Annotated in this window: 24 protein-coding genes and 1 pseudogene; 12 read left to right on the forward strand and 13 right to left on the reverse strand. The window is 42.1% G+C overall.

All coding sequences use genetic code 11. The annotated features are described in order from the left end of the window. The first annotated feature begins 102 nt into the window (after positions 1-102). Genes PCY08_RS08685 through PCY08_RS08695 form a run of 3 tightly spaced genes read left to right on the forward strand, consistent with a single transcriptional unit; the run spans position 103 to position 2,722 of the window. Positions 103-1,161 (forward strand): AAA family ATPase, encoded by a 1,059-nt coding sequence (locus PCY08_RS08685; protein ID WP_301560073.1) that lies wholly within the window; start codon positions 103-105, stop codon positions 1,159-1,161. Between the two features lie 9 nt (positions 1,162-1,170). Then, positions 1,171-1,947, forward strand: coding sequence for a nicotinamide riboside transporter PnuC (gene pnuC / locus PCY08_RS08690; RefSeq protein WP_301560074.1), 777 nt, complete (start codon positions 1,171-1,173; stop codon positions 1,945-1,947). Between the two features lies 1 nt (position 1,948). Next, complete coding sequence (locus PCY08_RS08695; protein ID WP_301560075.1) at positions 1,949-2,722, forward strand: NUDIX hydrolase; 774 nt, start codon at positions 1,949-1,951, stop codon at positions 2,720-2,722. Positions 2,723-2,933: 211 nt separating this feature from the next. Here PCY08_RS08695 and PCY08_RS08700 read toward each other — a convergent pair whose 3' ends face one another. Beyond that, a complete protein-coding gene (locus PCY08_RS08700; protein WP_301560076.1) occupies positions 2,934-3,164 on the reverse strand; it encodes a hypothetical protein in 231 nt (76 codons plus the stop codon). A 280-nt stretch (positions 3,165-3,444) separates the two neighbouring features. Here PCY08_RS08700 and PCY08_RS08705 point away from each other — a divergent pair, with 280 nt between their 5' ends. From PCY08_RS08705 to PCY08_RS08715, 3 genes and pseudogenes are all read left to right on the forward strand, one after another. Beyond that, a complete protein-coding gene (locus tag PCY08_RS08705; RefSeq protein WP_301560077.1) occupies positions 3,445-4,137 on the forward strand; it encodes a hypothetical protein in 693 nt (230 codons plus the stop codon). A 212-nt stretch (positions 4,138-4,349) separates the two neighbouring features. Then, positions 4,350-5,036, forward strand: coding sequence for a YoaK family protein (locus tag PCY08_RS08710; protein ID WP_301560078.1), 687 nt, complete (start codon positions 4,350-4,352; stop codon positions 5,034-5,036). A 77-nt stretch (positions 5,037-5,113) separates the two neighbouring features. After that, a pseudogene (locus PCY08_RS08715) lies at positions 5,114-5,461 on the forward strand (group II intron maturase-specific domain-containing protein); the annotation flags it as partial. 44 nt (positions 5,462-5,505) lie between these two features. On the opposite strand, the gene PCY08_RS08720 reads toward PCY08_RS08715, so the two are convergent. The 5 genes from PCY08_RS08720 to PCY08_RS08740 form a co-directional block, all read right to left on the reverse strand. Next, a complete protein-coding gene (locus PCY08_RS08720; RefSeq protein WP_301560079.1) occupies positions 5,506-8,157 on the reverse strand; it encodes a valine--tRNA ligase in 2,652 nt (883 codons plus the stop codon). An 11-nt stretch (positions 8,158-8,168) separates the two neighbouring features. Continuing rightward, the gene (locus PCY08_RS08725) at positions 8,169-9,014 is read right to left on the reverse strand and encodes a hypothetical protein (protein WP_301560080.1); all 846 of its coding nucleotides are present in this window, start codon (positions 9,012-9,014) and stop codon (positions 8,169-8,171) included. A gap of 26 nt (positions 9,015-9,040) precedes the next feature. Then, positions 9,041-9,610 carry a GNAT family protein gene (locus PCY08_RS08730; RefSeq protein WP_301560081.1) on the reverse strand — a complete coding sequence of 190 codons (570 nt, stop codon included), beginning with the start codon at positions 9,608-9,610 and terminating at the stop codon, positions 9,041-9,043. Next, a complete protein-coding gene (locus PCY08_RS08735) occupies positions 9,597-10,175 on the reverse strand; it encodes a flavin reductase family protein (RefSeq protein WP_301560082.1) in 579 nt (192 codons plus the stop codon). The genes PCY08_RS08730 and PCY08_RS08735 overlap by 14 nt, the downstream gene beginning before the upstream one ends. Positions 10,176-10,467: 292 nt before the next feature. Further along, positions 10,468-10,863: a helix-hairpin-helix domain-containing protein gene (locus PCY08_RS08740; RefSeq protein ID WP_301560083.1), complete on the reverse strand. Its 396-nt coding sequence runs from the start codon at positions 10,861-10,863 to the stop codon at positions 10,468-10,470. A 215-nt stretch (positions 10,864-11,078) separates the two neighbouring features. Between PCY08_RS08740 and PCY08_RS08745 the strand changes: the two genes are divergently transcribed. From PCY08_RS08745 to PCY08_RS08770, 6 genes are all read left to right on the forward strand, one after another. After that, positions 11,079-11,831, forward strand: coding sequence for an isoprenyl transferase (locus PCY08_RS08745; RefSeq protein ID WP_301560104.1), 753 nt, complete (start codon positions 11,079-11,081; stop codon positions 11,829-11,831). 8 nt (positions 11,832-11,839) lie between these two features. After that, on the forward strand, positions 11,840-12,643 hold the full coding sequence (locus PCY08_RS08750; protein ID WP_000613843.1) for a phosphatidate cytidylyltransferase: 804 nt from the start codon (positions 11,840-11,842) through the stop codon (positions 12,641-12,643). A 21-nt stretch (positions 12,644-12,664) separates the two neighbouring features. Then, complete coding sequence (gene rseP / locus PCY08_RS08755; RefSeq protein ID WP_301560084.1) at positions 12,665-13,921, forward strand: RIP metalloprotease RseP; 1,257 nt, start codon at positions 12,665-12,667, stop codon at positions 13,919-13,921. 17 nt (positions 13,922-13,938) lie between these two features. Further along, positions 13,939-15,792, forward strand: coding sequence for a proline--tRNA ligase (locus PCY08_RS08760; protein WP_301560085.1), 1,854 nt, complete (start codon positions 13,939-13,941; stop codon positions 15,790-15,792). A 260-nt stretch (positions 15,793-16,052) separates the two neighbouring features. Further along, on the forward strand, positions 16,053-17,432 hold the full coding sequence (locus PCY08_RS08765) for a glycoside hydrolase family 1 protein (protein ID WP_301560086.1): 1,380 nt from the start codon (positions 16,053-16,055) through the stop codon (positions 17,430-17,432). A gap of 258 nt (positions 17,433-17,690) precedes the next feature. Continuing rightward, positions 17,691-18,743, forward strand: coding sequence for an LLM class flavin-dependent oxidoreductase (locus PCY08_RS08770; RefSeq protein ID WP_301560087.1), 1,053 nt, complete (start codon positions 17,691-17,693; stop codon positions 18,741-18,743). Positions 18,744-18,918: 175 nt separating this feature from the next. Here PCY08_RS08770 and PCY08_RS08775 read toward each other — a convergent pair whose 3' ends face one another. The 7 genes from PCY08_RS08775 to galU form a co-directional block, all read right to left on the reverse strand. Next, positions 18,919-19,593, reverse strand: coding sequence for a rhomboid family intramembrane serine protease (locus tag PCY08_RS08775; RefSeq protein ID WP_301560088.1), 675 nt, complete (start codon positions 19,591-19,593; stop codon positions 18,919-18,921). Next, complete coding sequence (locus PCY08_RS08780) at positions 19,577-20,116, reverse strand: 5-formyltetrahydrofolate cyclo-ligase (protein WP_301560089.1); 540 nt, start codon at positions 20,114-20,116, stop codon at positions 19,577-19,579. Before PCY08_RS08780 ends, PCY08_RS08775 begins: the two co-directional genes overlap by 17 nt. Positions 20,117-20,119: 3 nt before the next feature. Then, positions 20,120-21,250: an N-acetyldiaminopimelate deacetylase gene (locus tag PCY08_RS08785; RefSeq protein ID WP_301560090.1), complete on the reverse strand. Its 1,131-nt coding sequence runs from the start codon at positions 21,248-21,250 to the stop codon at positions 20,120-20,122. Positions 21,251-21,311: 61 nt separating this feature from the next. Next, complete coding sequence (gene dapD, locus PCY08_RS08790) at positions 21,312-22,010, reverse strand: 2,3,4,5-tetrahydropyridine-2,6-dicarboxylate N-acetyltransferase (protein ID WP_301560091.1); 699 nt, start codon at positions 22,008-22,010, stop codon at positions 21,312-21,314. Between the two features lie 84 nt (positions 22,011-22,094). Next, entirely contained in the window at positions 22,095-23,006 is a 912-nt protein-coding gene (locus PCY08_RS08795) for an EamA family transporter (RefSeq protein ID WP_301560092.1), read from the reverse strand. 87 nt (positions 23,007-23,093) lie between these two features. Next, the gene (gene pbp1b / locus PCY08_RS08800; RefSeq protein ID WP_301560093.1) at positions 23,094-25,634 is read right to left on the reverse strand and encodes a penicillin-binding protein PBP1B; all 2,541 of its coding nucleotides are present in this window, start codon (positions 25,632-25,634) and stop codon (positions 23,094-23,096) included. A 148-nt stretch (positions 25,635-25,782) separates the two neighbouring features. Then, positions 25,783-26,682: a UTP--glucose-1-phosphate uridylyltransferase GalU gene (gene galU, locus PCY08_RS08805; RefSeq protein ID WP_301560094.1), complete on the reverse strand. Its 900-nt coding sequence runs from the start codon at positions 26,680-26,682 to the stop codon at positions 25,783-25,785. Positions 26,683-26,698: the final 16 nt, after the last annotated feature.

A 26,698-nucleotide genomic window follows, 5' to 3' on the forward strand; every position in this document is an offset into this window, starting at 1 on the left:
ATTTAGAAATGTTTTTATAAAAAATAATAAAAAAGTGTTGACAAAGGCAGAAAGATGAATTATAATACAAAATATAAAAAGTTATAAAAAGGTTAAACAGATATGAAAAAGAGTATAGCGGTGGTTTTTGGAACCTTTGCTCCCTTACATCAAGGGCATATTGATTTAATCCAAAGAGCAAAACGACAATGCGATGCTGTATGGGTGGTAGTTTCAGGTTATAAGGGAGATCGTGGTGAACAGGTTGGACTTACACTACAAAAGAGGTTTCGCTATATTCGTGAAGCATTTCGAGATGATGAGTTGACCTCTGTTTGTAAACTTGACGAAACCAATATTCCACGCTATCCAATGGGCTGGCAGGAATGGTTGGATCAGATGTTGCAGGCCATTTCCTATGACCAGACTGGTCAGGAGCTCATCTTTTTTGTAGGAGAGTCCGAATACCAACAAGAATTGTCAGAACGTGGTTTCGAGACTGTCTTACAGGAAAGAAAATTTGGAATTTCGGCTACCATGATTCGAGAAAATCCAAGCAAATATTGGAAATATATCGCTCAACCTTTCCGCCGTCAGTTTACGAAAAAAGTGTTGATTATGGGAAGTGCTAGTAATGGGAAAACAACTCTAGCCAAGGATTTAGCTCGCTTCTATGATGCGCCAGTCAGTCTGGAATATGCTCGTGAGTATCAGATAAAAAATAATGTCCGAGATGATGAACTTACTCCAAAAGACTATTATTACCTCCTTTTGGGCCAATATGACCAAACTTCCAAGTTAATCGATAGCAATGCCAATCGAGGCTTGGTCATTGCAGACACCAACTCATTGGTAACCAAGGGCTACTACGATTACTACATGGAAACTGAAGAGCAGGGGGATTTGTCTGTAGAGACCTTTGATAATCTCTTCGTTTCCATCTTAGCCAAGGAAAAGTGGGATTTAATCCTCTTTGTGCAACCTGTTGGCTCTTATGTCAATGATGGTTTTCGAGACATGACCATGGCAGAAGACCATATCCGTCATAGTTTTTCCCAGCATTTGGATATGATGAGGGAGCAATATCTAGCTACTATCCCTCATGTTTATCTAGCTGATGACTATCTAGGAAATTATGAAGCAGCAAAAGTAGCTATCGATGCCATTTACCAAGCAGATTAGGAGAAGAAAATGAAAAAAATAACTGAAAAAATTACTCGATTTATCGCAAATTTTAAAAATGTTCACGCAGAAGCTCGTAAAATTGGTTTTGCAGGAGTTATGCGTTTGCTTTGGAAAGACCTCTTTGTGGGACGCAGTCTTTTCCAGTGGCTCTATTTGATTGCTTTATCAAGTGTCCCTCTTATTCTGGAGTTTACACAAAACACGGAAAGTCATGACTGGGTTGGTCTCTTGGCCTCTTGGACAGGGATTGTCTGCGTTATCTTGGTTGCAGAAGGTCGGGCTAGTAACTACCTTTTTGGAGCTATTAACTCTGCTATCTATTTGGTCCTAGCTATGAATGCTACTTTCTACGGAGAAGTTTTGACAACAGTTTATTTCTTTGTCATGCAGCCCATTGGTCTCTATACTTGGTTGTCTAATCGGATCAATGAGCAAGGAAAACCAGAAGAATCCCACTTTGAAGCTAAGAAACTTGGTTTGATTGATTGGCTCAAATATTTGGCTTTGACTGCTATCATCTGGATTGGCATGGGCTTTGCCTACCAAAGTATCCATAGCGCTCGTCCTTTCCGTGACAGTGTTACCGATGCGACCAATGGTGTTGGTCAGCTCTTGATGACACGTCTTTACCGGGAGCAATGGATTTTCTGGATTGCAACCAATCTCTTTAGTATTTACCTCTGGTGGGGTGAAAATATCCATATCCAAGGTATGTACTGGGTTTATACCATCAATAGTTTAGTCGGTTGGTATCAATGGACAAAAGCTGTCAAGGAGGGATAAGATGACTGAAAGGATAATCCCGGATGGAATGACAGAAAGAGAATATTTTGAAATTCATGCGACTGAGAAGGAATTTTTAGACTGGTACTGCAAACAGGATCTTCCTCAGTATGAAAAACCGAGCGTGACGGTGGATATGGTAGCTTATTGCTTTGTGGAAGGGAAAATCAAACTCTTGCTGATCCGGCGCAAGGCTCATCCTTATCAAAACTGCTTGGCCCTGGTCGGTGGTTTTATGGATAAGAGCGAAGATGCAAGGCGTGCTTGCCAGCGTGAAGTGAGAGAGGAGGTTAACCTCGACCTTCCTTTGGAAAAAATCGAACAGTTGATGACGGTGTCTACCCCAGGTCGTGATCCGCGGGGCTGGACGGTTACTATCGCCCACTTGGTGTATCTACCTAGTCGAGCACTCGAACTCGTTCAAGCTGGAGATGATGCCAAGGATGTGGTTTTTGTCGATGTTGATTTTCAGACAGGCAAGTGCTTCCTAGAGGGACTAGAGTTGGAGGAGCACGCCTTCGCCTTTGACCATTATGCCATTATCCAAGAGTCTATTAAACGAATCCAAGGGCGTCTTGACTGGAATCCGACCTTCCTCTATCTGCTAGAGGAGGAGTTCACTGTCTATGAAGGGACCGAATTGGTCAATCTCATCAACCCAGGACGACCAATCGTCAGCAATAACTTTCTCGTAAAATACGGTGAGTATGTAGAAGAAGTTGGGCTCAAACGAGTGCCTAAAAAGAAACCAAGAAAAACCTATCGATTGAAATAAAAAGCTTTGGGACAGAAATCGATAGATCAAGTCTCGATTTCCTAGTCTCAGTCCTGAGAAATTTCAATAAACCTGATGGCTTGTTGAACTTGAGAATAGAGAAAATAAAGTTTGTATCAAAAGTCAATTCAGCTATCGTGTCAAAGGTTTATTGTTCATAAAAAATCGAGGTCGGGATTCTTCCCGGCCTCTTTTTGTTGTTATTTTTTGTTTAAGGATGTTTATCTTTTTTAGGATTACTCATAAAACGAATGAATAAATCTTTGTATTTATATTTTAAATAATGATCGTGTAAGTACATTAGAGCCACATAAACAATCATGAAGATTGTGCTTAAATAAAATAAATCAAATGTAGTTTGGGCATAGCGACTTGCAGACTGATAAGACCAGAAAGCACCAATAATCAACCAAGGAAGATATTTGTAATATTTGCTTAACATAGGCCTACACCTCCAATAACCTATTTCAATTTTATTATAGTCCTTCAAGAAAAAAATGCAAGCGATTACACTTTAAAATATAGCACTTTGTCAGGAAGAACTTTTGTGTTTTTTTAAATTCTTTACGAATAAAAGATATAGGAGGAGTAAGAAAATAAATGTACTAAAAAATAATTCTAAAAAATTTTAGATAAATAGTTGACAGATTTAAAAACAAATATTACAATAATGTTACAAAAATATTTCTTAACATTTCAAAAGTGTTACAAAGGAGCATGGAATGAAAAATAAAACTTCTATCAAATTAATGGCCGCAACTGTACTCGCTTCAACATTGCTATTGGGGGCTTGTGGTAATAAGAAAGAAAATACCACAAGTGATAGTTCTAGCAAGACAACACAAGCATCTTCTAGTTCTAAGGCCAGCTCTTCAAGTAAAGAGAACAAGACTCAGAAATCCTCAAGTTCAACTTCATCAGAAAAAGCTAAATCATCATCTTCTGATCAGTCAACGACTACTGCTAATCAATCGCAAGCAACACCAGCACCAGAAACAAAACAAAACCAAGAACCTTCTGCTAATCAAACCCCTTCGCAAGCTCCATCCAATCAACAAGGAACACAAGCAAAACAGAATCAGTCAGCTTATGATCCAGCAACTGATCGCAAACTTCAAGACAAGCAGGCAGAACATAACAAACGTTATAAAGGTGTCTTGACTATGGTGGATAAAGATTTTTCAGCTGCAGCTGGAAATTGGAAGGGTGCTAATGGTGAAACTATCACTGTTTCATCAGGTGGTCAATTTACAGTAGAATCTGCTGATGGCAAGAAAGAAAACTACTCTATTCAAAGCTATTCTTATACCCTTGATGATGGGAAATACAATGCTGAAGTAGGTGGTGGAAAAGTCATCCAAATTACAACAGGTGCAGATGGTACTGTTTCAAGTGTTACTTTGATTAAGCCATAGACTTCAGTACAGAAATAATTTGTTTAAAAATAGTTCAGTTGATGAGTACCTACAGCATTTGAAGTTGATAAGACGTCATAAATGAACTCCAGAGATGAGACGAACTTAGGAGTATATCTAATCATATCTACCTGAACTGACCGTTTTTCACTTAGTTTCTTTCAGAGAAAGTGGTATAATGAAAAAATCAAAGGGAAACGAGTGATGAATCAATGCCAGATAAATTAATTTTACCTCAAAATACACGACTCATGGGAGTGTTCCTTGGCTTTATCGGTGGTTCTTTGGATGTGTTCTGTCATATCCAGTACCATAGTTTGGTGGCAACACAGACAGGGAACATTCTCCTGCTGATATCAGATTGGCACGATTCACATGTCACCAATACCATGTTGAGATTCTGTTCTATTATATTCTTTTCCCTAGGCTTTCTTTTCGCCTTACACGTGAAAGAATATCGCAAAACAGCCTATTGGCGGGTTAAGATGCTACTTCCCTTATTTATCGGTACCCTTGTTCTTCCCTTCTTTTCCCGCTTTCCTCTATTAGAAGTTCCTTTTATTGCATTTGGAACAGGCATGATGATGCTAACATTTACGGGTAGTTTGATTGAAGATCATCCCTATGTCATTTTTATGACGTCTGGAAATTACCGAAAAATGTTGACTGCCTTGTATCGCATCGTTAGAGGAGAAGGAGATGTTCAAGAATATCGTCGTCAAGCCTTGAACTATGGCATTGTTGTAGGCAGTTTCGTAGTGGGTGCTATTAGCTTGGCTGTATCTATGCATTTTCTCCATGAATGGTCTATCTGGATTGTCAGCTTCAATTTGTTTTTGATTATGGCATACTATATTGCTAGAGTGAAGCAACTAGATTTGCAAGATGAAAATATATAAAAAAGGCAAATCTCAATTTGAGATTTGCCTTTTTTGGTACGATGGACATGTCGTACATCTGAGGTGGAAGTCCTCCGTGGACTCTCCGCTACCGGCGAACTCTTGAGCAACTGAATTTGTCCATTTGGGGATGGATAAACTATTTCTCATTGGGAAATATGAAGCGCATAGTCACCAGCATAGATGAGCACTTGCGTACTCGTCTACGAGTGATTATATGGAAGAAGAAATCTAAACGACTGTCGGGCCTACTTAAGTTAGAAATTCCTAAAAGGATAGCAGATAAGGATCTGGCTGGGGTGAACACTATCAATTAGGGCTCAGAGGTCGGTACTTAAACGTGATATATCAAAACCAGTCCTCGAAAACGTGGACTGGTTTCTGGTTTGTATTATCTTGAACAGCATGCGTTAAAAGTTAGTTGAACTGCCGTATTGTGAGAGGGGATAGTCTTATCCGCTACTCGATTTTATTTCACCAACTTCTTCATCTCATCAATACGAGCTACGGTTGCGTCGTACTTGGCTTGGTAGTCGGCTTGTTTGTCGCGTTCTTTTTGGACGACTTCTGGTTTGGCATTGGCTACGAAGCGTTCGTTAGAGAGCTTCTTGCCTACCATGTCCAGTTCTTTTTGCCATTTAGCGAGCTCTTTGTCGAGACGAGCCAGTTCTTCTTCGACATTTAGGAGGTCTGCCAGTGGCAAGTAAATTTCTGCTCCTGTGATGACGCTTGACATTGCGAGTTCAGGTGCAGGGATGTTTGATGCGATTTTCAAGTGTTCTGGATTTGTGAAGCGTTTGATGTAGTTGACATTGCTGTTAAAGAAGCTTTCCAAGTCGCTATCGCTTGTCTTAACAAGGATGGTGATTGGCTTGCTTGGTGCTACGTTTACTTCCGCACGCGCATTACGAACAGCACGGATCAAGTCTTTAAGGCTTTCTACACCAGTGTGAGCAGCGAGGTCTTCAAAGGCTGGATTAACAGTTGGGTATTCCGCTGTAACGATAGAACCTTCTGAGATTTGACCAAAGATTTCCTCTGTCACGAACGGCATGATTGGGTGAAGGAGACGAAGGATCTTGTCCAAAGTGTAAAGGAGAACAGAACGTGTGATGACTTTCTCTTCTTCGTTATCGCTATAAAGGACTTCCTTGGTCAACTCGACGTACCAGTCCGCAAACTCGTCCCAGATGAAGTTGTAGAGGATGTGGCCAGCAACACCAAACTCAAACTTGTCAAAGTTTTCAGTAACTTTTCCGATGGTTTCATTGAGGTTGTGGAGAATCCAGCGGTCAGTAACGTTTCCAGCTTCCTTGTTAACAACTTTTTCCACATTAGTAGTTGCTTGCTCAAGGGTAAAACCTTCATTGTTCATGAGGATGTAGCGAGAGATGTTCCAAATCTTGTTAATGAAGTTCCAAGAAGCATCCATTTTCTCGTAAGAGAAGCGGACGTCTTGACCTGGTGCAGAACCGTTTGAAAGGAACCAACGAAGGGCATCGGCACCGTATTTCTCGATAACATCCATTGGGTCAATCCCGTTACCGAGAGATTTAGACATCTTGCGTCCTTGCTCATCACGAATGAGACCGTGGATAAGGACATTTTGGAATGGCTGACGGCCAGTGAATTCCAAAGATTGGAAGATCATACGAGATACCCAGAAGAAGATGATGTCGTAACCTGTTACCAAGGTTGACGTTGGGAAGTAACGTTTGAAGTCTTCTGAGTCGACATCAGGCCAGCCCATGGTTGAGAATGGCCAAAGGGCAGAACTGAACCATGTATCCAAGACGTCTTCGTCTTGAGTCCATCCGTCACCTTCTGGAGCTTCTTCGCCGACATACATTTCACCCTCAGCATTGTACCAAGCAGGGATTTGGTGACCCCACCAGAGCTGACGAGAGATTACCCAGTCGTGAACATTTTCCATCCATTGGAGGAAGGTATCGTTGAAACGAGGTGGGTAGAATTCTACCTTATCATCTGTATCTTGGTTGGCAATGGCATTCTTAGCCAATTGGTCCATCTTCACGAACCATTGTGTAGACAAGCGTGGCTCAACCACAACACCTGTACGTTCTGAGTGACCAACACTGTGGACACGTTTTTCAATTTTAACGAGGGCACCGATCTCCTCCAACTTAGCAACGACTGCCTTACGAGCTTCAAAACGGTCCATACCTGCAAATTCGAAGGCCAAGTCATTCATAGTTCCGTCGTCGTTCATGACGTTAACTTGTGGCAAGTTATGGCGTTGACCAACCAAGAAGTCGTTTGGATCGTGGGCAGGCGTGATTTTCACGACACCAGTACCAAACTCAGGATCTGCGTGTTCGTCTCCAACGATTGGAATCAATTTATTAGCAATTGGAAGGATGACATTTTTACCAATCAAGTCCTTGTATCGTGGGTCTTCTGGATTGACCGCAACGGCAACGTCCCCAAACATGGTCTCAGGACGAGTTGTGGCAACTTCAAGGGCGCGTGAGCCGTCTTCCAGCATGTAGTTCATGTGGTAGAAGGCACCTTCGACATCCTTGTGAATAACCTCGATATCAGAAAGGGCTGTGCGAGCCGCTGGGTCCCAGTTAATGATAAATTCACCACGGTAGATCCAACCTTTCTTGTAAAGGTCCACAAAGACCTTGCGAACGGCTTTTGACAAACCTTCGTCAAGCGTGAAACGCTCGCGAGAGTAGTCTACAGAGAGACCCATTTTGCCCCATTGCTCCTTGATAGTAGTGGCATATTCGTCTTTCCATTCCCAGACTTTCTCGAGGAATTTTTCACGACCAAGATCATAACGGCTGATGCCCTCACCACGCAAGCGCTCCTCAACCTTAGCCTGAGTTGCAATCCCAGCGTGGTCCATACCTGGAAGCCAAAGCGTATCAAAACCTTGCATGCGTTTTTGACGGATGATGATATCTTGCAAAGTAGTATCCCAAGCGTGACCAAGGTGGAGTTTCCCAGTTACGTTTGGTGGTGGAATCACGATAGAATAAGGCTTAGCCTTTTTATCTCCTGAAGGCTTGAAAACATCTTCATCAAGCCATTTTTGGTAACGACCAGCCTCAACCTCGGCTGGATTGTATTTAGGTGAAAGTTCTTTAGACATGTGTGTTCTCCTTAATTTAAATTGTTTTTAATATAATCAATGAGGTTCATATAATTTTCTTCCTCACCATTAGTGTTTATAAAAATTTTGAATTCTATACTCATCATTAATACTGATATCAAAAGTGTGACAAGAAAACTATTTAAATCCATTTTTTCTTGAGGGATTACCCAATACAATAGCCCTTCTATACTATAATACATAGATAGAGAAAGTAGCATAATATAAATAGTATTACGTATAAGCTTTTTTTTAAAGTTCCTAGTAACTTTTTCAAGATAGAATATACCAGCCACCATAATATAAGAGGATATCGCAAGAACTATACTTTGACTTAAATCGTTTATTTTAAAGAGTATTAAGAGAGAATTGGATAAAGAGCCGATAATAAGAATAAAGTATATAAAACTATTAAAAGCATCGACTTTTATTTCACGTTTTGATCTTTCCCAATCATATTTTAAAAGTATTTCTAGATATTTAGTTAATAATTTTACACTTTTATTTGAATAATCAAAATTATCAACCAACTCCCAAATATGGCCATCATTCATGTAAAAATTATATCTATCTTCTTTAGAGATATATCTGCCATACGGATTTAACTGTGTTTCAAGCCTTTTTATTGCAGAAGATCGATTATTTCCCCCTAATAAATCAACTATAATTGACTTAATTTCTCTCCTCCACTCTGAACGCTCTTTAGTTATAAAATCAAGTTTATTCTTTTTGCTACTATTTATGAACGTTAAAAATGCACTTAGGACAGCTCCTATACCAGCTCCACTGATCAGAGTAATAATCTGGCTTGTTTCCAATTTTTCACCTCTCTTTCGAAATTCTTTAATAAGTCCCAACTGTTCGAAATTATCGAACAGTTCAACTAACAGTTATTAGCGTCCTCCCACTCACTCCTCAGCAAGCCATATATCAGACTGTCACAGCGATTGCCTTGGGCATCTTTGCGGTCTCGGATACGAGCTTCAAGGGTAAAACCAAGCTTCTCAGCGACACGTTGACTTTGGGCATTGTAACCAAAACAAGTTAGTTCAATCTTGTGTAGGTTCAATTCTTTAAAAGCTAAATCAATCAAGGCACGCGCCGCTTCAGGAACATAACCTCGGCCCCAATAGTCTGGGTGCAAGGTATAGCCAATCTCTAGCACATCATCTTCGTGGCGATGGGGGAAATCGACAGAACCAATGATTGTATCGGTCCCTTTAATCACAATTCCATAGCCTGCTGGGAGATTATCCTTTTGATTACGCTCGGGAAGGATATGTTCTAGGTAATAAATCTCATCTTCCAAGGTTTTGACAGGTGGAAACCCTGCTGGGTAAGAGACTTCTGGACGACTGGCATAGCCAAAGATATCCTCAGCATCCGCCACTGTACGTACTCGCAAGACCAGTCGCTCCGTTTCGATTTGTTCTGGCAGTTCAGTTCTTGTCATTCTTCTTCCTCGCTTTCTTGATGAAGCTCCCCATAGGATCGACTCGGTCATCTAGATAACGATAAACGCGCTGATGGCCATCCCCCATAAAGTAAGTAGGCGCAAAGTGGTCATTTTTAAAATGGCCCTTGTCATCTAAGAGCTCTTGGTCAGCCAGTCGCTCGAGAATTTTGGCAAAGATATGACAGATGCCCTCTTCCTCGATAATCCGATCAACCTGGCAATCCAAAACGACTGGACAGGCCTCCAAAATCGGAGCCTGAGTTCGTTCAGAAATCTCGTAGTCAAGCCCTAGGTGTTTCAATTTCTCCCGATGGCTGATAAAGCCAGCCTGCTCCATCTGGATCATGAGTTTTTCGTCAGGGATGTTGACAGTGAACTGTTGGTAATGCTTAATCTGGTCAGCTGCATTTTCCTCAGCACCAACACCTATGACCAACCAATCTCCCAGACTATAAGAGGAACTGCAGGTCGTGATATTGTGCCCAAAGTTCTGGTCCTGATAGCCCAAAATGAAGATAGGAAAACCATAGTAGAGCTTACTGGTGTTAAAAGATTGTTTCATGGCAACCTCCTTTGGCTAGGGGTGTAAAAGAAAAATCGCCCCTGTCATTAATCTGACAGGGACGAATATGTTTATCCGCGGTACCACCCAATTTCGGGCAGAGCCCGCATCTCTCGTCTTTTAAACAAAAAGACATTTATATTTCATTTTTTAATTTCATCCATTAGCAACCAGTTTTGACACATTTGTGGACTTCTCAGCTCCGCCACTTTCTGTAAAATGTGGGACTCAAAACACCTCTAATGGCTTTATTTTAACAAGTTTTTGACGGAAATGCAAGGAACAAGAAAGATTACTTGAACTTGATGCCGTTCTCTTTTAATTTCTTGATAGTTGCTGGACCGATTCCCTTCAAAGCAAGGAGTTCTTTTTCTGTCCAGTTTTTGAAGTCAGCTGCAGATTTGATTCCTTCATCGTAGAAAGTTTTAGCGCGATCTACTGAAAGTCCACCTAAGTTGGCTGCGAAATCTTCTACAGAAGTAGCAACTTTTTGAGCTTGCTCTTTGGTTGCTTCTACAGTTTTTTCAACCTTTTTAGAGACAACTTTACCTGCATCGCTTGCTGCTTTTTCAGCGTGTTTTACAACTTTTTTTGTTTCTTCGACAACCTTGTTTACAGTGTTTGAAAATGCACCTGAGCGACGGAGGCTGTTTCTCAATTGTTTTTTACGTTGGAGTGCCTTTGACATGATAAAATCCTTTCAATAAAAAATCCCTGTGGCTGAACAAGGATCGAATCTCTATGGTTTTATTGTATCAACTTTCTTTAGGAATTGCAAGGCTTGATATACTGGAAATATAGGAGATATATGGGAAATTTCACCATAGAATGATAGGTGATAATAGAAGAAAAGTGAAAAATATGGTATAATGAAACGATAGATTTTTGAATAGGAATACAATCATGTTTGGATTTTTAAAAAAAGATAAAGCAACAGAAACCCCCACAATGGTGCCAGACCACATCGGTGTTATCATGGATGGGAATGGCCGTTGGGCTAAAAAACGGATGCAGCCACGAGTCTTTGGCCATAAGGCTGGGATGGATGCTTTGAGAAAGGTAGCTATTGCTGCTAGTGATATGGGCGTCAAAGCCTTGACAGTCTATGCCTTTTCAACTGAAAACTGGACCCGTCCAGATCAGGAAGTCAAATTTATCATGAATCTGCCAGTTGAATTCTATGATAAGTTTGTTCCTGAATTGCATCAGAAGAACATGAAAATTCAAATGATTGGGGAGACTGATCGTTTGCCGAAGCAGACTTTTGATGCCTTGAAAAAGGCAGAAGAGCTGACCAAGCTAAATACAGGTTTGATTCTCAATTTTGCTCTTAATTATGGTGGACGAGCTGAGATTACACAAGCGGTCAAGTTGATTGCACAGGATGTTTTAGATGCTAAGATCAATCCTGGTGATATTACCGAGGAATTGATTGGGGAATACCTCTTTACGGGTCATTTGCCAAAAGTATTGCGGGATCCTGACTTGATTATTCGGACCAGCGGTGAACTTCGTTTGAGTAATTTCTTGCCATGGCAGGCTGCTTATAGCGAGCTCTATTTCACGGATGTCTTGTGGCCTGACTTTGATGAGGATGCCTTGAAAGAAGCTATCATCGAGTACAATCGTCGCAACCGTCGTTTTGGAGGAGTGTAGGAGATATTATGATACAGGATTTACAAAAAAGAACCCTTTTTGCTATCTTGGCTTTGGCTATCTTTATCCCAATCTTGGCGATTGGTGGCTTATGGCTCCAGATTGCCATGGGGATTGTAGCTATGTTGGGAGTACATGAGTTGCTTCGTATGAAGGGGTTAAATACCATGACGCCTGAAGGACTCTTGACTTTACTAGCAACCTTTTTTCTGACTATTCCTTTGGAAAACTACCTGAAGTTTTTGCCCGTGGATGGGAACGTTGTTGCTTATAGTGTCGTGATTCTCATTTTGCTAGGAGCAACGGTTTTTAGCAAGAACTATACCATTGAGGATGCTGTTTTTCCGATTGCCATGAGTTTTTATGTTGGCTTTGGCTTTAATGCTTTGGTCGATGCTCGTATTGCAGGTTTGGATAAGGCGCTTTTGGGACTTTGTATGGTCTGGGCAACCGATAGTGGCGCCTATCTAGTAGGGATGAAGTTTGGTAAGAGAAAGCTGGCTCCGAGAGTTTCCCCTAACAAGACCATAGAGGGTGCTATGGGAGGTATCTTGGCTGCTATGCTAGTGACTTTGATCTTTATGCTAGTTGATAGTACCGTTGCTTTACCTTATGGGATTTACAAAATGATGGTCTTTGCTATTTTCTTTAGTATAGCTGGTCAGTTGGGGGATTTGATCGAAAGTGCTATGAAACGTCACTTTGGTGTCAAAGACTCAGGCAAGTTTATCCCAGGTCATGGTGGGGTACTGGATCGTTTTGATTGCATGCTAGCTGTGTTCCCGATTATGCACCTCTTTGGCTTATTTTAAGGAAAGGTAAATAGAAATTAAATGATAGGATTACTAACATTTATCCTAGTTTTCGGGATTATCGTGGTAGTTCACGAGTTCGGGCATTTTTACTTTGCTAAGAAGTCCGGGATTTTGGTTCGTGAGTTTGCCATTGGTATGGGTCCCAAAATCTTTGCCCATATCGGAAAAGATGGGACTGCTTATACTATTCGTGTCCTGCCACTGGGTGGTTACGTTCGTATGGCAGGTTGGGGTGAAGATACGACAGAGATTAAGACTGGAACCCCTGCAAGTCTAACATTGGCAGCGGATGGTAAGATCAAGCGTATCAATCTCTCTGGGAAAAAGGTTGACCAGACTGCTTTACCCATGCAGGTCACTCAGTTTGATTTTGAGGATAAACTCTTTATTAGAGGCTTGGTCTTGGAAGAGGAAAAGACTTTCTCAGTTGACCATGATGCAACCATTGTGGAAGCTGATGGAACGGAAGTCCGTATTGCTCCCTTAGACGTCCAATATCAAAATGCGACTGTCTGGGGCAAATTGATTACCAACTTTGCTGGTCCTATGAATAACTTTATCCTAGGAGTTATCGTCTTCTGGATTTTGATTTTCATGCAAGGTGGCGTTCGTGATACGCAAACGAACAATTTCAGCATTATTCCAGATAGCGCTTTGGCTAAGGTTGGAGTTGAAAATACGGCCCAAATCACTAAGGTCGGAAGTTATGAGATTTCAAACTGGTCAGACTTGATCCAGGCGGTTGATGCAGAAACCAAGGACAAAACAGCGCCCGTTTTGGATGTGACAGTCTCTGAAAATGGCACTGAAAAACAAGTGAGTGTGACACCTGAGGAAAGCCAAGGGCGTTATATCTTGGGTGTCCAGCCGAGACTCAAATCTGATATTTGGTCTATGTTTATGGGCGGATTTACAACTGCGGCTGATTCAGCTTTGCGCATCCTCAATGCTTTGAAGAGTCTGGTTTTTCAACCGGATTTGAATAAGCTGGGTGGTCCCGTTGCTATCTTTAAGGCAAGTAGCGATGCTGCCAAGAATGGACTGGAAAATGTCTTGTACTTCTTGGCTATGATTTCCATCAATATCGGGATTTTCAATCTGATTCCGATTCCTGCGCTCGACGGTGGAAAAATCGTGCTTAATATCATCGAAGCTATTCGTCGCAAACCACTAAAACAAGAAATTGAAACCTATGTCACTCTGGTTGGAGTTGTCATTATGGTCGTCTTGATGCTCGCCGTGACATGGAACGACATCATGCGTACCTTCTTTTAAGAAATAGAGGAGTCATTATGAAACAAAGTAAAATGCTTATCCCAACGCTTCGCGAAATGCCAAGCGATGCTCAAGTTATCAGTCACGCCCTTATGTTGCGTGCTGGTTATGTTCGTCAAGTATCAGCAGGTGTTTACTCATACCTACCACTTGCTAACCGTGTTATCGAAAAAGCTAAGAAGATCATGCGTCAAGAGTTTGACAAGATTGGTGCGGTTGAGATGTTGGCTCCAGCCCTTCTCAGTGCTGACCTTTGGCGTGAGTCTGGCCGTTATGAAACCTACGGTGAGGACTTGTACAAATTGAAAAACCGTGAGAAGTCAGACTTTATCTTGGGTCCAACTCACGAAGAAACTTTCACAGCTATTGTCCGTGATTCTGTCAAGTCTTACAAGCAATTACCTTTGAACTTGTATCAAATCCAGCCTAAGTATCGTGATGAAAAACGTCCACGTAATGGACTTCTTCGTACGCGTGAATTCATCATGAAAGATGGTTATAGCTTCCATGCTAACTACGATAGCTTGGATGTAACTTATGATGAGTACAAGGCGGCCTATGAGCGTATCTTCACTCGTAGTGGTTTGGACTTCAAAGCTATCATCGGTGACGGTGGAGCCATGGGTGGTAAGGATAGCCAAGAGTTTATGGCCATCACACCTGCTCGTACAGACCTTGACCGTTGGGTTGTTTTAGACAAGTCAGTTGCATCATTTGACGAAATTCCTGATCAAGTGCAAGAAGAAATCAAGGCAGAATTGCTCAAATGGATGGTTTCTGGTGAAGATACCATTGCCTACTCAAGTGAATCGAGCTATGCAGCTAACTTGGAAATGGCTACCAACGAGTATAAACCAAGCAACCGTGTTGTGACTGAAGATGAAGTGGCTCGCGTGGAAACACCAGGTGTCAAATCGATTGATGAAGTCGCAGCCTTCTTGAATGTCTCTGAAGAGCAAACAATCAAGACCTTGGTTTATATCGCAGATGAGGAGCCAGTTGTGGCCCTACTCGTTGGCAATGATCAGCTCAATGAAGTCAAATTGAAAAACTACCTTGGAGCAGATTTCTTAGAACCTGCAACTGAGGCAGAAGTGAAAGAATTGTTGGGAGCTGACTTTGGTTCTCTTGGTCCAGTAGATCTTCCAGAAAATGTTAAAATCATCGCAGACCGCAAGGTACAAGATAGCCGCAATGCTGTTGTTGGTGCCAATGAAGATGGCTATCACTTGACTGGTGTCAACCCAGGTCGTGACTTCACTGCTGAGTATGTGGACATCCGTGAAGTGCGTGAGGGTGAAATTTCTCCTGACGGACAAGGTGTTCTCAACTTTGCGCGTGGTATCGAGATTGGTCACATCTTCAAACTCGGAACTCGTTACTCAGCAAGCATGGGAGCAGATGTCTTGGATGAAAATGGTCGTGCTGTGCCAATCATCATGGGCTGCTACGGTATCGGTGTCAGCCGTCTCCTTTCAGCAGTTATGGAACAACACGCTCGTCTCTTTGTTAACAAAACGCCTAAAGGGGAATACCGTTACGCTTGGGGTATCAATTTCCCTAAAGAATTGGCTCCGTTTGATGTGCATTTGATTCCGGTCAATGTTAAGGACGAAGCAAGTCTTGAATTGACTAATCGTATCGAAGAAGCCTTAGTCAATAAAGGCTATGAAGTATTGACAGATGACCGTAACGAGCGTGTTGGGGTTAAATTCAGCGATAGCGACTTGATTGGTCTTCCAATCCGTATCACTGTTGGTAAGAAAGCAGTTGATGGTATCGTAGAAGTGAAGATCAAGGCGACAGGGGATACAATCGAAGTTCATGCAGATAACTTGCTTGAAACCCTTGAAATCTTAACAAATAAATAAAATCTATAATCAGAAGAAAAACAAGACAAAAATGTAACTAGTTTTTGCCTTGTTTTTTCTGTATAATGAGAGAAAGTAAGACTCAATGAAAATCAAAGAGCAAACTAGGAAACTAGCCGCAGGTTGCTCAAAACACCGTTTTGAGGTTGTGGATAGAACGGACGAAGTCAGTAACGCATATACGGCAAGGCGATGTTGACGCGGTTTGAATTTGATTTTCGAAGAGTATAAACATTAAAAGCGTAAAAAGAGGTAGTACTATGCTAAAATTTCCAAAGGATTTTGTCTGGGGTTCCTCAACTTCTGGGCCGCAGACAGAAGGACGAGTGCCTAGTGATGGCAAGGGAGATAATCTCTGGGATTATTGGTTTCAAGTAGAGCCAAATCGTTACTACAATGGTATTGGACCAGACAAAACGTCGACCTTCTATGAAAACTGGGAAAAGGATATCGAACTCTTGTTAGAAACTGGCCACACAGCCTTTCGAACTTCTATCCAGTGGTCTCGTATTTTCCCACAGGGTCGTGGAGAAGTCAATCCTCAAGGTGTGGCTTTCTATCGTCATGTCTTTGAAGCTATTAAGGCTAAGGGAATTCGTCTTTTAGTCAATCTTTATCACTTTGACCTGCCTTTTGCCCTTCAAGAAGATGGGGATGGTTGGGAAAATAAGGCAACCATCAAGGCCTATGAAGACTATGCTCGTTTCTGTTTTGAAACTTATGGAGACTTGGTTGACCAGTGGATTACCTTCAATGAGCCTATCGTTCCTGTAGAGTTCGGCTATTTCTATGATGCCCATTACCCTCATAAGGTAGATGCCAAAGCAGCGGTTAAGGTTGCCTATCATACCCAGCTAGCCAGCACTCTTGCAGTTAAGGCTTGTCATGAAGTCTTGCCAGGTTCTAAGATTGGGATTGTCCTCAACTTGACACCAGCCTATCCACGTAGCCAGCATCCTGCCGATGTCAAGGCTGCACGCATTGCTGATCTCTTTCAGGCACAATCTTTCCTAGATCCGTCTGTTTTAGGAGCTTATCCAGAAGAGTTAGTGGAAATTTTGGCTGAGCATGACTTGTTACCAGAGTACACAGCCGAAGAGTTAGAACTTATTCGCGAGCACACAGTTGACTTCCTAGGAGTGAATTATTACCAACCTTTGCGTGTCATGGCGCCACGTTTTGCTAAGCATCCTGATAGCCCGCTTTTGCCAGAACATTTCTATGAACCTTACGTCATGCCAGGCCGTAAGATCAATCCACACCGCGGTTGGGAAATCTACGAGCAAGGGATTTATGACATTGCCCAAAACATCAAGGAAAACTATGGGAATATTGAGTGGATGCTGACTGAGAATGGTATGGGCGTTGAAGGTGAAGACAAATTCCGTGAAAATGGAATGATTCAGGATGACTACCGTATTGACTTTGTCAAAGGTCACCTTCGTGAACTCCATCGCGCTATTGAAGACGGTGCTAACTGTAAAGGATACTTGATCTGGACCTTTATCGATTGCTGGTCATGGCTCAATAGTTACAAAAATCGCTATGGTTTGGTCGAGCTTGACCTTGAAACGCAAGAACGTCGCCTGAAAAAATCAGGCCACTGGTTCAAAGAACTCAGTGACAATAATGGATTTTAAGAATAAGAAGAGTGAGATGATTTTCATCTCATTTTTCTTATAGAATCATCACCAAGCTCTCACCATCACAGAAGAGAATGTTGCAAGGGATATAGATGGTATCGTCCTTACAACGATTTACCCTCACCTCTCACCGCCACACAAGGAACTAAAAATGTCTACTTAAATAAGGCCTTTTCTAATGAGCAAATTCGTTGCAACTATAATTGACTAGTGATAAAATACCCAAATAACTAATAATAAAACGAGGAAATCAGTATGGTAGAACTAGGAATTTCAACATTTGGTGAAACAACAGCTTTAGAGGGGATTGGACAAGTTTACAGTCATGACGAACGAATCCGTCAGTTGGTGGCAGAGATTGAACTGGCTGACAAGGTTGGTCTGGATGTTTATGGCATTGGTGAGCATCATCGGGAGGACTTTGCGGTATCAGCGCCAGAGATTGTCCTTGCAGCAGGTGCAGTGAATACCAAGAAGATTCGTTTGACCAGTGCTGTCAGTATCCTCTCAAGTATGGATCCAATTCGTTTGTTCCAACAATATGCGACTATCGACGCCCTTTCAAACGGTCGTGCTGAGATTATGGCTGGGCGTGGTTCATTCACCGAGTCCTTTCCACTGTTTGGATATGACTTGAAAGACTATGAAGCCCTCTTTGATGAAAAATTGGACCTGCTCCAGCTGGCAAATGAAAACACCAAGGTGAACTGGCGTGGAGAATTGACCCAAAGCATTGCTGGAAAAGAAGTATATCCACGTCCAGTTCAGGAAAAATTGCCATTGTGGGTGGCGACAGGTGGTCATGTAGAGTCAACAGTGAAGATTGCTCAGGCTGGTTTACCGATTGTCTATGCCATTATCGGTGGGAATCCTCGCTATTTTAAAAAGTTGATTCAGGCTTATCGTGAGATTGGAAGTGAATCTGGTCATGCTGACAAAGACTTGAAAGTGGGAGCACATTCTTGGGGATGGATTGCTGAAGATGGCGAGCAGGCAGTGAAAGATTATTTCCATCCGACCAAGCAAGTGGTGGATGCTATTTCTAAAGACCGTCCACACTGGCAGGAGATGACCTATGAGCAATATTTGGAGCAAGTTGGTCCAAATGGCGCTATGTTTGTGGGAAATCCAGACCAGGTAGCAGAAAAGTTGATCCGCATGATTGAAGATTTAGACTTGGATCGCTTTATGTTGCACCTACCACTTGGTTCTATGCCACATGATCAAGTTCTCAAAGCTATTGAACTTTTTGGAACGCAAGTGGCACCCAAAGTGCGTGCTTACTTTGCCATGAAAGAAGGGTTATAAAAAAATCCAATCAAATTGATAAAAAATCTATATACCCGTCTGATCTTTAAAAAACTAGAAATAAAAGAAACTCTGGAAAGCTAATAAAAACAAGCTTTTCAGAGTTTTTTTTATATATGAGATAAGTGAATTAATCTTTGTTTGAAAATAAAGATACTCCCTAAATGAGACTATCTTAGAACAAGCCCACAAAAAGCATCAAGGCTGATAAAACAATGAAAGCTAGGCTTGCTAGACCACGTTGGCTTGGGCTGTATATCTTTCGTTCGCCTAGAACTGGGAATACGATAGCTAGTAATGCGCCACCGACAGCTCCACCTACGTGTCCAGCAAGGCTGATCCCAGGCATTAAAACACTTCCTACTAGGTTGATGACCAAGAGGGAGAGGTAGGATTGACCAAGCTGTTGGAGATAGGGATTGCGTGAAGCATATCGGAGAACAACAATTGAGGCAAACATACCGTAGAGGGCAGTTGAAGCACCAGCAGTAATGGCATTGGGACTAAAAACGAGGACAAAGAGATTTCCCATCATACCTGATAGAAGGTAGATAAAGAAAAACTGTTTGGAGCCAAAGATTTGCTCCATCTGACGTCCCAAGAAGTAAAGGGATAGCATATTGACTAAAAAGTGCTCCAAGCCAATGTGGACAAAGGTTGCTGAGAATAGGCGCCAGATTTGTTCAGGCATGGCTTTGATTGCTGGGGGATAAACAGCTCCGAATTTATACAAGGTGGCTGCGCTTGTGTAATTGAAACCACTGGTTAGAAACATGAGTATAAAAACCAGGCTTGTCACGAGGAGAAAGAAGCTCGTGACAGGATAACGACGATCAAAGATCTCTTTCATAGATGAGTACCTCCTCAACGGAAATATCGTGTGGATCAGGCTGGAAGTCCTGAATCTGACAAGGATAAAGTGTGCTGATGGTGTGACCAGTAAAATGCTCCAAGTAGCGGTCGTAATAGCCGCCTCCATAGCCAACCCGATAACCAGAAGGATTGAAAGCTAGACCAGGAACATGGATCAAGTCAATCTGAGACGGCTCAAAGACAATAGCTTCCCCCTGAGGTTCAAGGAGACCAAAAGAGTTTCTTTCGAGCTTCTCTGGTTCATAGAGCACCAAGTCCATTTTCCCATGTGGATAGGTTTTGGGAATGAGGATAGTCTTCCCATCTTTTTGAGCTTGTTCGATGAGCTCAGCTGTCTGAAATTCATGGGGAAAAGACAGGTAAGTAGCGATGGTTTTTGCTTCCTTATAAAAAGGATGTTGAAGGAGCTGATCTGTGAGCCAATCATTTATGCTCTGCTTTTCTTCTTTAGAAAGAGCTTTAAGTTCTTGCAAGACCTGCTTGCGTAAGCTTTTTTTCATAGTTTACTCCGCGGCTTTCTTTGCTAAAAAGCTTGATACAGCCTCAACTCCGATTGCTAGAGCTTCTTCCTTAGGACTCATCTGAGGATGGTGAAGAGCATAGGGGCTATCAATTCCAAGCCAGAACATGACTCCAGGAACCTTGGAGAGAAGATAACCAAAATCTTCTCCTGTCATAGCAGGTTCGATGTCGATTAGTTCAATGCCCTCTTTTTCATCAAAGAAGGTCATCAATTCCCGGGCTAGTTCAGGGTTGTTTTCTACTGGTAAATAACCTCCCTGCTTGAGTTCAACTTCCACATCCATATCAAAAGCAGCTGCGACACCTTCAGCGATAGCTTTGACACGTTTTTGAACCAAGAGGCTCATGCTGTGTGTGAGAGCTCGAATGGTTCCATGCAAGAAAGCTGTATCAGCTATGACATTATTGGTTGTACCAGCTTGAAAAACACCGAAAGTGACAACAGCTCCCTCGATAGGATCGACATTACGGCTGACGACTGACTGGACTTGGGTCACAAAATAGCTAGCTGCAACCAGAGCGTCGTTGGCTTCATGTGGAAAGGCAGCGTGTCCGCCTTTACCCTTAAAGCGAATCTTAACTTCACATGTTCCAGCAAAGAGTGTATGAGTATTGGTCGCAATTTGTCCAACTTTTAAGTCGGGGCGAACATGGAGTCCATAGAATTGGTCAGGCAACCAGTCACCAAAGGCATCATCTTCATACATGAGCATACCGCCTGCCTCATTTTCTTCCGCAGGTTGGAAGAGAAAGAGGAGGTTGTTTTTTGGTTGTTTTTCTAAAGCACGTTCGAGACTTCCAAGTGCAATAGTCATGTGAAAATCATGCCCACAAGCATGCATGCGGTCTGGATGTTGAGAGGCAAAAGGAAGGCCTGTTTGTTCAACGATTGGGAGGCCATCAATGTCTGTCCGCCAACCAATGGTACGTTCTGGCTGACTTCCCTGCAAGTAAACTAAAATACCTGTCCGCCAGGTTCGAATCTGAACAAAATCCTTACCAGCTGTTAATTTCTCAATAACATTGAGTAAATAAGCGTGAGTCTTGAATTCTTCTAAACCAATCTCCGGAATTTGGTGAAGATCGCGTCGAGTTTGAATTAAATCTAACATATCTAATTTCCTTCTATTAATACGATAAAGAGGCTGGAAATATTTCCGCCTCTGTTACTAATTACAAGGTGCGAAGCGCATCTTCTAGCGCTGTTTTTTGTTGGGTTTGGCTATCGATTTCCTTGATAACACGAGCTGGGACACCAGCTACCACAACATTTTCTGGAACATCTTGAGTGACGATGGCCCCTGCTGCAACAACAGAACCGCTACCGATTTGAACACCTTCGATAACCACAGCGTTAGCACCGATGAGAACATTGTCACCGACACGGACAGGCTCAGCACTAGCTGGCTCGATAACACCTGCAAGAACAGCACCTGCACCAACGTGGCTATTTTTACCGACAATAGCGCGTCCGCCAAGGATAGCTCCCATATCAATCATAGTGCCAGATCCGATTTCTGCACCGATATTGATAACAGCTCCCATCATGATAACAGCGTTGTCACCAATCTCAACCTGGTCACGGATGATAGCGCCTGGCTCGATACGAGCATTGATATCACGTTTATCAAGGAGAGGCACAGCTGAGTTGCGGGCGTCTTGTTCAACAACATAGTCCTTGTTTTCTGTAAGTCCATCAAGAAGTGGAGCGATATCTTTCCAGTCTCCAAAGAGAACATTCCCAAGCTTGATAACAGAGGCAGGGATAGCTCCGGCAAGTTGTCCCTCAAAGGTCACTTTTACACTTGTCTTTTTCTCAGCATTTGCGATAAATTGGATAATTTCTTGTGCATTCATTTTTGTAGCAGTCATAGGTGTCTCCTCACTCTTTGTAATGCTTACTATTCTACCAAAAAAGGCTTCAATTTTGAAGCCTTAAGTGTTAAAAGAAGGTGTTTAATTCTTGGATTTAGATTCTTCAATGGACAAGAAAACCATAGGAACGATAATCAAAATCATGGCTAGTACCAAGAAACCATCCAGAACCATGCCAAGGAAAAGGACACTGAGGATAGCAGAGGATAGAGGTTCGCTTGCGCTAACGACCGACACCACCAATGGGGAAACGAGAGAGACGGCCTTCATCGATAGGAAAAAGGCAAAGGCAGTTCCCAAAAAGGCAATAGTCAAACAAACACAGATACTGATGGCATCAACCTGGAAGCTAATCTTATAAACGGGGTAGAGAAAATTACTAAAAAGTCCAGCGATAATCATTCCCCAGCCAACAGTTGGCACAAAACCATATTTTTTAGCAAAGCGTTGGGGTAAGATGACATTGAACATGACGCCTAGGGCACTGAGAAGTCCAGTCAGTAAAGCAAGAGGAGTGATGGATAGCTTAGACAAATCGCCTTTGGTAGCCATCAAAAAGACCCCAAGCATAGCAGTCAGAACATAGAAGATCGCTTTTTTAGAGGCTTTTTTCTTGTAGATAATGCGGTTGTAGATAAGAATGAAGACAGGACTGATAAATTGTAGGATGGTTGCAGTTGTAGCGTTGGAGTACTCCACACAGAGATAAAAGAAAAATTGTACGGAGAAGATCCCTAAGATAGCATAGGCGAGAAAAGGAAGGTAGTTGTTTCGATTTCTCCAGATATCGAAAAGCTGGAACCGGAGTTTAAGGCTAGATAAGATGATTACGAAACTACCTGCGACGAGTAGACGCATAGAAGTAATCCACCCTGAAGAGACTTGATAATGTGAAAAAAAGTACTCTCCTAAGATTCCACAGATCCCCCAGATCAAGCCAGATAGGAGAGAATAAATGGTTCCCTTAAAAATATTTTTTTGATATTTATTCATGTTGCTATTGTACCATGAAATGAAAAAAGAAAAAAGAGAGTGGAGAAAAATCATTTCTTTCCCACTCTCAATAATTGTGCTGTTTAGTTAGCGCCGTTGATTGCTACTTCTGTTATTGGAACTCGAGCGATTATTACTGTTCCCGTTACTATTAGAAGTATTATTACGATTATTATTATTGTTGTTGTTATTGTTATTATTGTTACTGTTACTGCTATTGTTTGATGAGGAAGAAGATGCTTTAGGCAGACTTCCTAAAATGGTGTTCCAAGCATTTTGGTAGTCAGAATCGCTTCCACCAATAGCAAATTTGTAGCTAGTAGTTGGAGCACCAGCTTGGTTTGCCCAGTAGCTAGTCACCGTTTCTCCGCTCAGATTAATTTCTTTTCCATTAATAGTCACCTTTCCTGGCTTTTGACCAGTTGATTTGAGGACTTGTGATGAAGTGACACTTGAATCGAGTTTGAAACGTTCTGAACCCCAAGCAGAAGGGGCTGCTTGCTGAATGGCATTTACCAGATGAGCCATATATTTTGCATTGCGGTAGTAAGCTCCCTGGGCTAGAGAACTGTTGTCGTCATGTCCAACCCAGCCTCCCAGAGTTAATCTTGGAGTAGAGACCATGAGCCACATATCTCCTTCTTCATTGCTTGTACCAGTTTTTCCGATCCAGTCAGCACCTGCTAGACTGGAATTGATAGAAGCCAGATCAGTTTGGAAGCTTGTAGTAACTCGAGATGAAAGCACCTCTCTTAGCAGACTCTGCATAATGGTTGCAGTAGCTTTAGAGTAAACTTGGATGGGTTTAGCCTGATGCTCATAGAGAACCTCACCGCTCGTTTTCTCAATTTTTGAGATCATGTATTTCTTATGATAGGTACCATTGTTAGCGAGTGTTTGGTAACCATTGGTATGCTGGGCTACAGTAACTTCAATTCCTCCTCCCATAGGAAGACTTTCAATGCCGTATTCTGGGATTTCATAGCCCATTTTTTCCATGTAAGAACGGACATCAACCCCTTTTTCACGGAGCATTCGGTAGGTCCAGTAGGCTGGGATGTTCCAAGAATAGTTCAGAGCTTCTTTAAGGTCTATCATGGCTGTTCCAGGACTGTTGACATGCATGATTGGAGTTCCGTTAGAGAAGTTTGTTGGATAGTTAGAGAGGATGCTAGCACTTCCCATAAGCCCTTGGTCGATAGCAATACCGTAGGCCAATAGTGGCTTGGTAGTGGAGGCAGGGGAACGTTTGGTATCGAAGGCGTGATTGTTTTGATTGGTCTGATAATCTCGTCCACCTACAAACCCTAAAATCGCCCCAGTTTGATTGTCCATCAAGACATTCCCGACTTCAGGTTGACCCGAGCTATCATTTAGAAGGTATCCGTAGTTTGTTACGGCATTTTGCATAGCAGTATGAATCGTTTTATCGATGGTAGTTGTAATACGGTAACCACCGTTTTGGATTTCTTTTTCGGCCAATTCTCGATAAGATTTTCGGATCGATTCGTTCTGTAGTTCTTGGTCAGAAACATTGTCCTTTTGCACCAGATAATCATACATAATCTTGGTAGCCTCATCGAGTGCAGTGAAGTAGAGGAAGCCTTTAGAGGTAACGCTAGCATTTTCTGCTGGCAAGAAATCTTGCTTAATGTCATAAGCCTTGTAGGTTTCATAGTCTTGCTGGCTGAGGGCTCCTGTTCGATACATATTGTAGAGAACATCTTTTGAGCGCTTAATACCGAGTTCAATATCTTCCTCGCTCTTCATCTCACCAGTAGACTCGTAAGGTGAGTAGGAAATAGGGCTTTGTGGTAAACCTGCTAGGAAAGCCGCTTGAGGGATGGTCAGTTTGCTTGCATCCACACCAAAAATCCCTTTGGCAGCCTGTTGAGCCCCTGCTATATTTTGACCTTTATTGTTACGACCAAAAGGAGCGACGTTGAGATAGGTTGTTAGGATTTCGTCCTTGCTCATGGCTCTTTCTAAGGCCAAGGCGTCAACGATTTCACTGGCTTTACGGGCAAGCGTAGGAGCATCACCAACTACTTGTTGTTTGATGAGCTGTTGTGTTAGGGTAGATCCTCCACTGGAAGAACCAAGTCCGATGAATTTTCCTAGACTGGCACGAATAACCGCTTTAGGAACGACACCGTTGTGCTCTGCAAAGTGTTCATCCTCGGTTGCAACGATAGCTTGCTTGAGGTTATCTGAAATGGCATCTGATGATACAGATGTGCGCAGTAGATCGCTTTCGATAGCGCTAATCATGGAACCATCTGCATAGCGGATTTCAGAGATGGATGAAATATTATTGACCTGCTTGATCAAATCTTCTGTTTGAGGGACACTAACTTGATCAAAGAGAGAAACAGCATACCCCAAGGCAACCCCTGTTCCAAGGAGACTGCCAATAAAAGCTAGGATGAAAAGTGTGTTAAAAGTTGCCTTTATTCCAAGTAAAATTTTTGCAAATAAAGCCCAGATATCGAATGGTGTTTGCGTTTGCTTTTTCTTCTTAGAATTTTTTCCACTCTTTTTCTTTGTATTCATTTTAGAAATTGTTAATTTTAGAGACCCAAGTAAGGCCAGTCCTTTTTCTTTGATTCTTGTTACATGTTTGTTCATAGAATTCCTCACTCTTTATTATTATACCATAAAAGCATCTCTTACAAGAAATTAGGCTTAAATCAGGGCTTTGGATAGGGATTGGGTCTTGAGATTTAGACATCAAAAAAGCCAGATTTAAGCTAAATCTGACTGTTTGACAAATTGTTTATTTGTCTTCTGAAAGTTCTTTTCCCAGATTAATCAAGTAGTCCTTCAAGTGGTCTTTGACTTGTGGATGTTTAAGGGCGTATTCGATGGAAGTCTTCATAAACCCAAACTTGTCTCCGACATCGTAACGTGCACCTTTAAACTCACGAGCAAATACTCGTTGGGTTTTGTTGAGAGTATCGATAGCATCTGTTAGCTGGATTTCATTTCCTGCTCCTGGTGTTTGATTTTCAAGAATACCAAAAATCTCTGGTGTGAGAAGGTAACGGCCAATAATGGCTAGATCACTTGGTGCGTCTTCAGGTGCTGGCTTTTCAACGAAGGTTTCAACACTGTAAAGACCATCATTTCCTTCACCCTGAGGAGCGATGACACCGTATGAAGAAACGTCTTCATGTGGGACAGGCATAACAGCGATAGTAGAAGCATGAGTCTTCTCATAATCATTCATGAGCTGCTTGGTCAATGGAACAGCTTTGTCATCAGTGATATCCATGAGGTCATCTCCAAGCATGACCACAAAGGGTTCGTTTCCGACGAAAGCCTTTGCTTGTAAGACGGCATCTCCGAGTCCACGTGGGTGTGTTTGACGGATGAAGTGAAGACGCATACCAGTTGTTTCGTCAACTAGTTTCAAAAGGTCGGTTTTTCCTTTTTCCTTGAGGTTGTATTCTAGTTCAAAGTTTGAGTCGAAATGGTCTTCGATAGAACGTTTTGACTTTCCTGTTACCACAAGAATGTCCTCAATGCCAGACTTAAGAGCTTCTTCAACGATGAATTGAATAGTTGGTTTATCCACGATTGGCAACATTTCCTTAGCCAAGGCTTTAGTAGCAGGTAGGAAACGAGTTCCAAGTCCTGCAGCAGGGATAACGGCTTTTCTAACTTTTTGCTTCATGAGCTTCCTTTCTAAC

Origin of the sequence: Streptococcus sp. SO4, from assembly GCF_030440055.1 — a bacterium.
In the GTDB taxonomy this organism is placed as follows: domain Bacteria; phylum Bacillota; class Bacilli; order Lactobacillales; family Streptococcaceae; genus Streptococcus; species Streptococcus nidrosiense.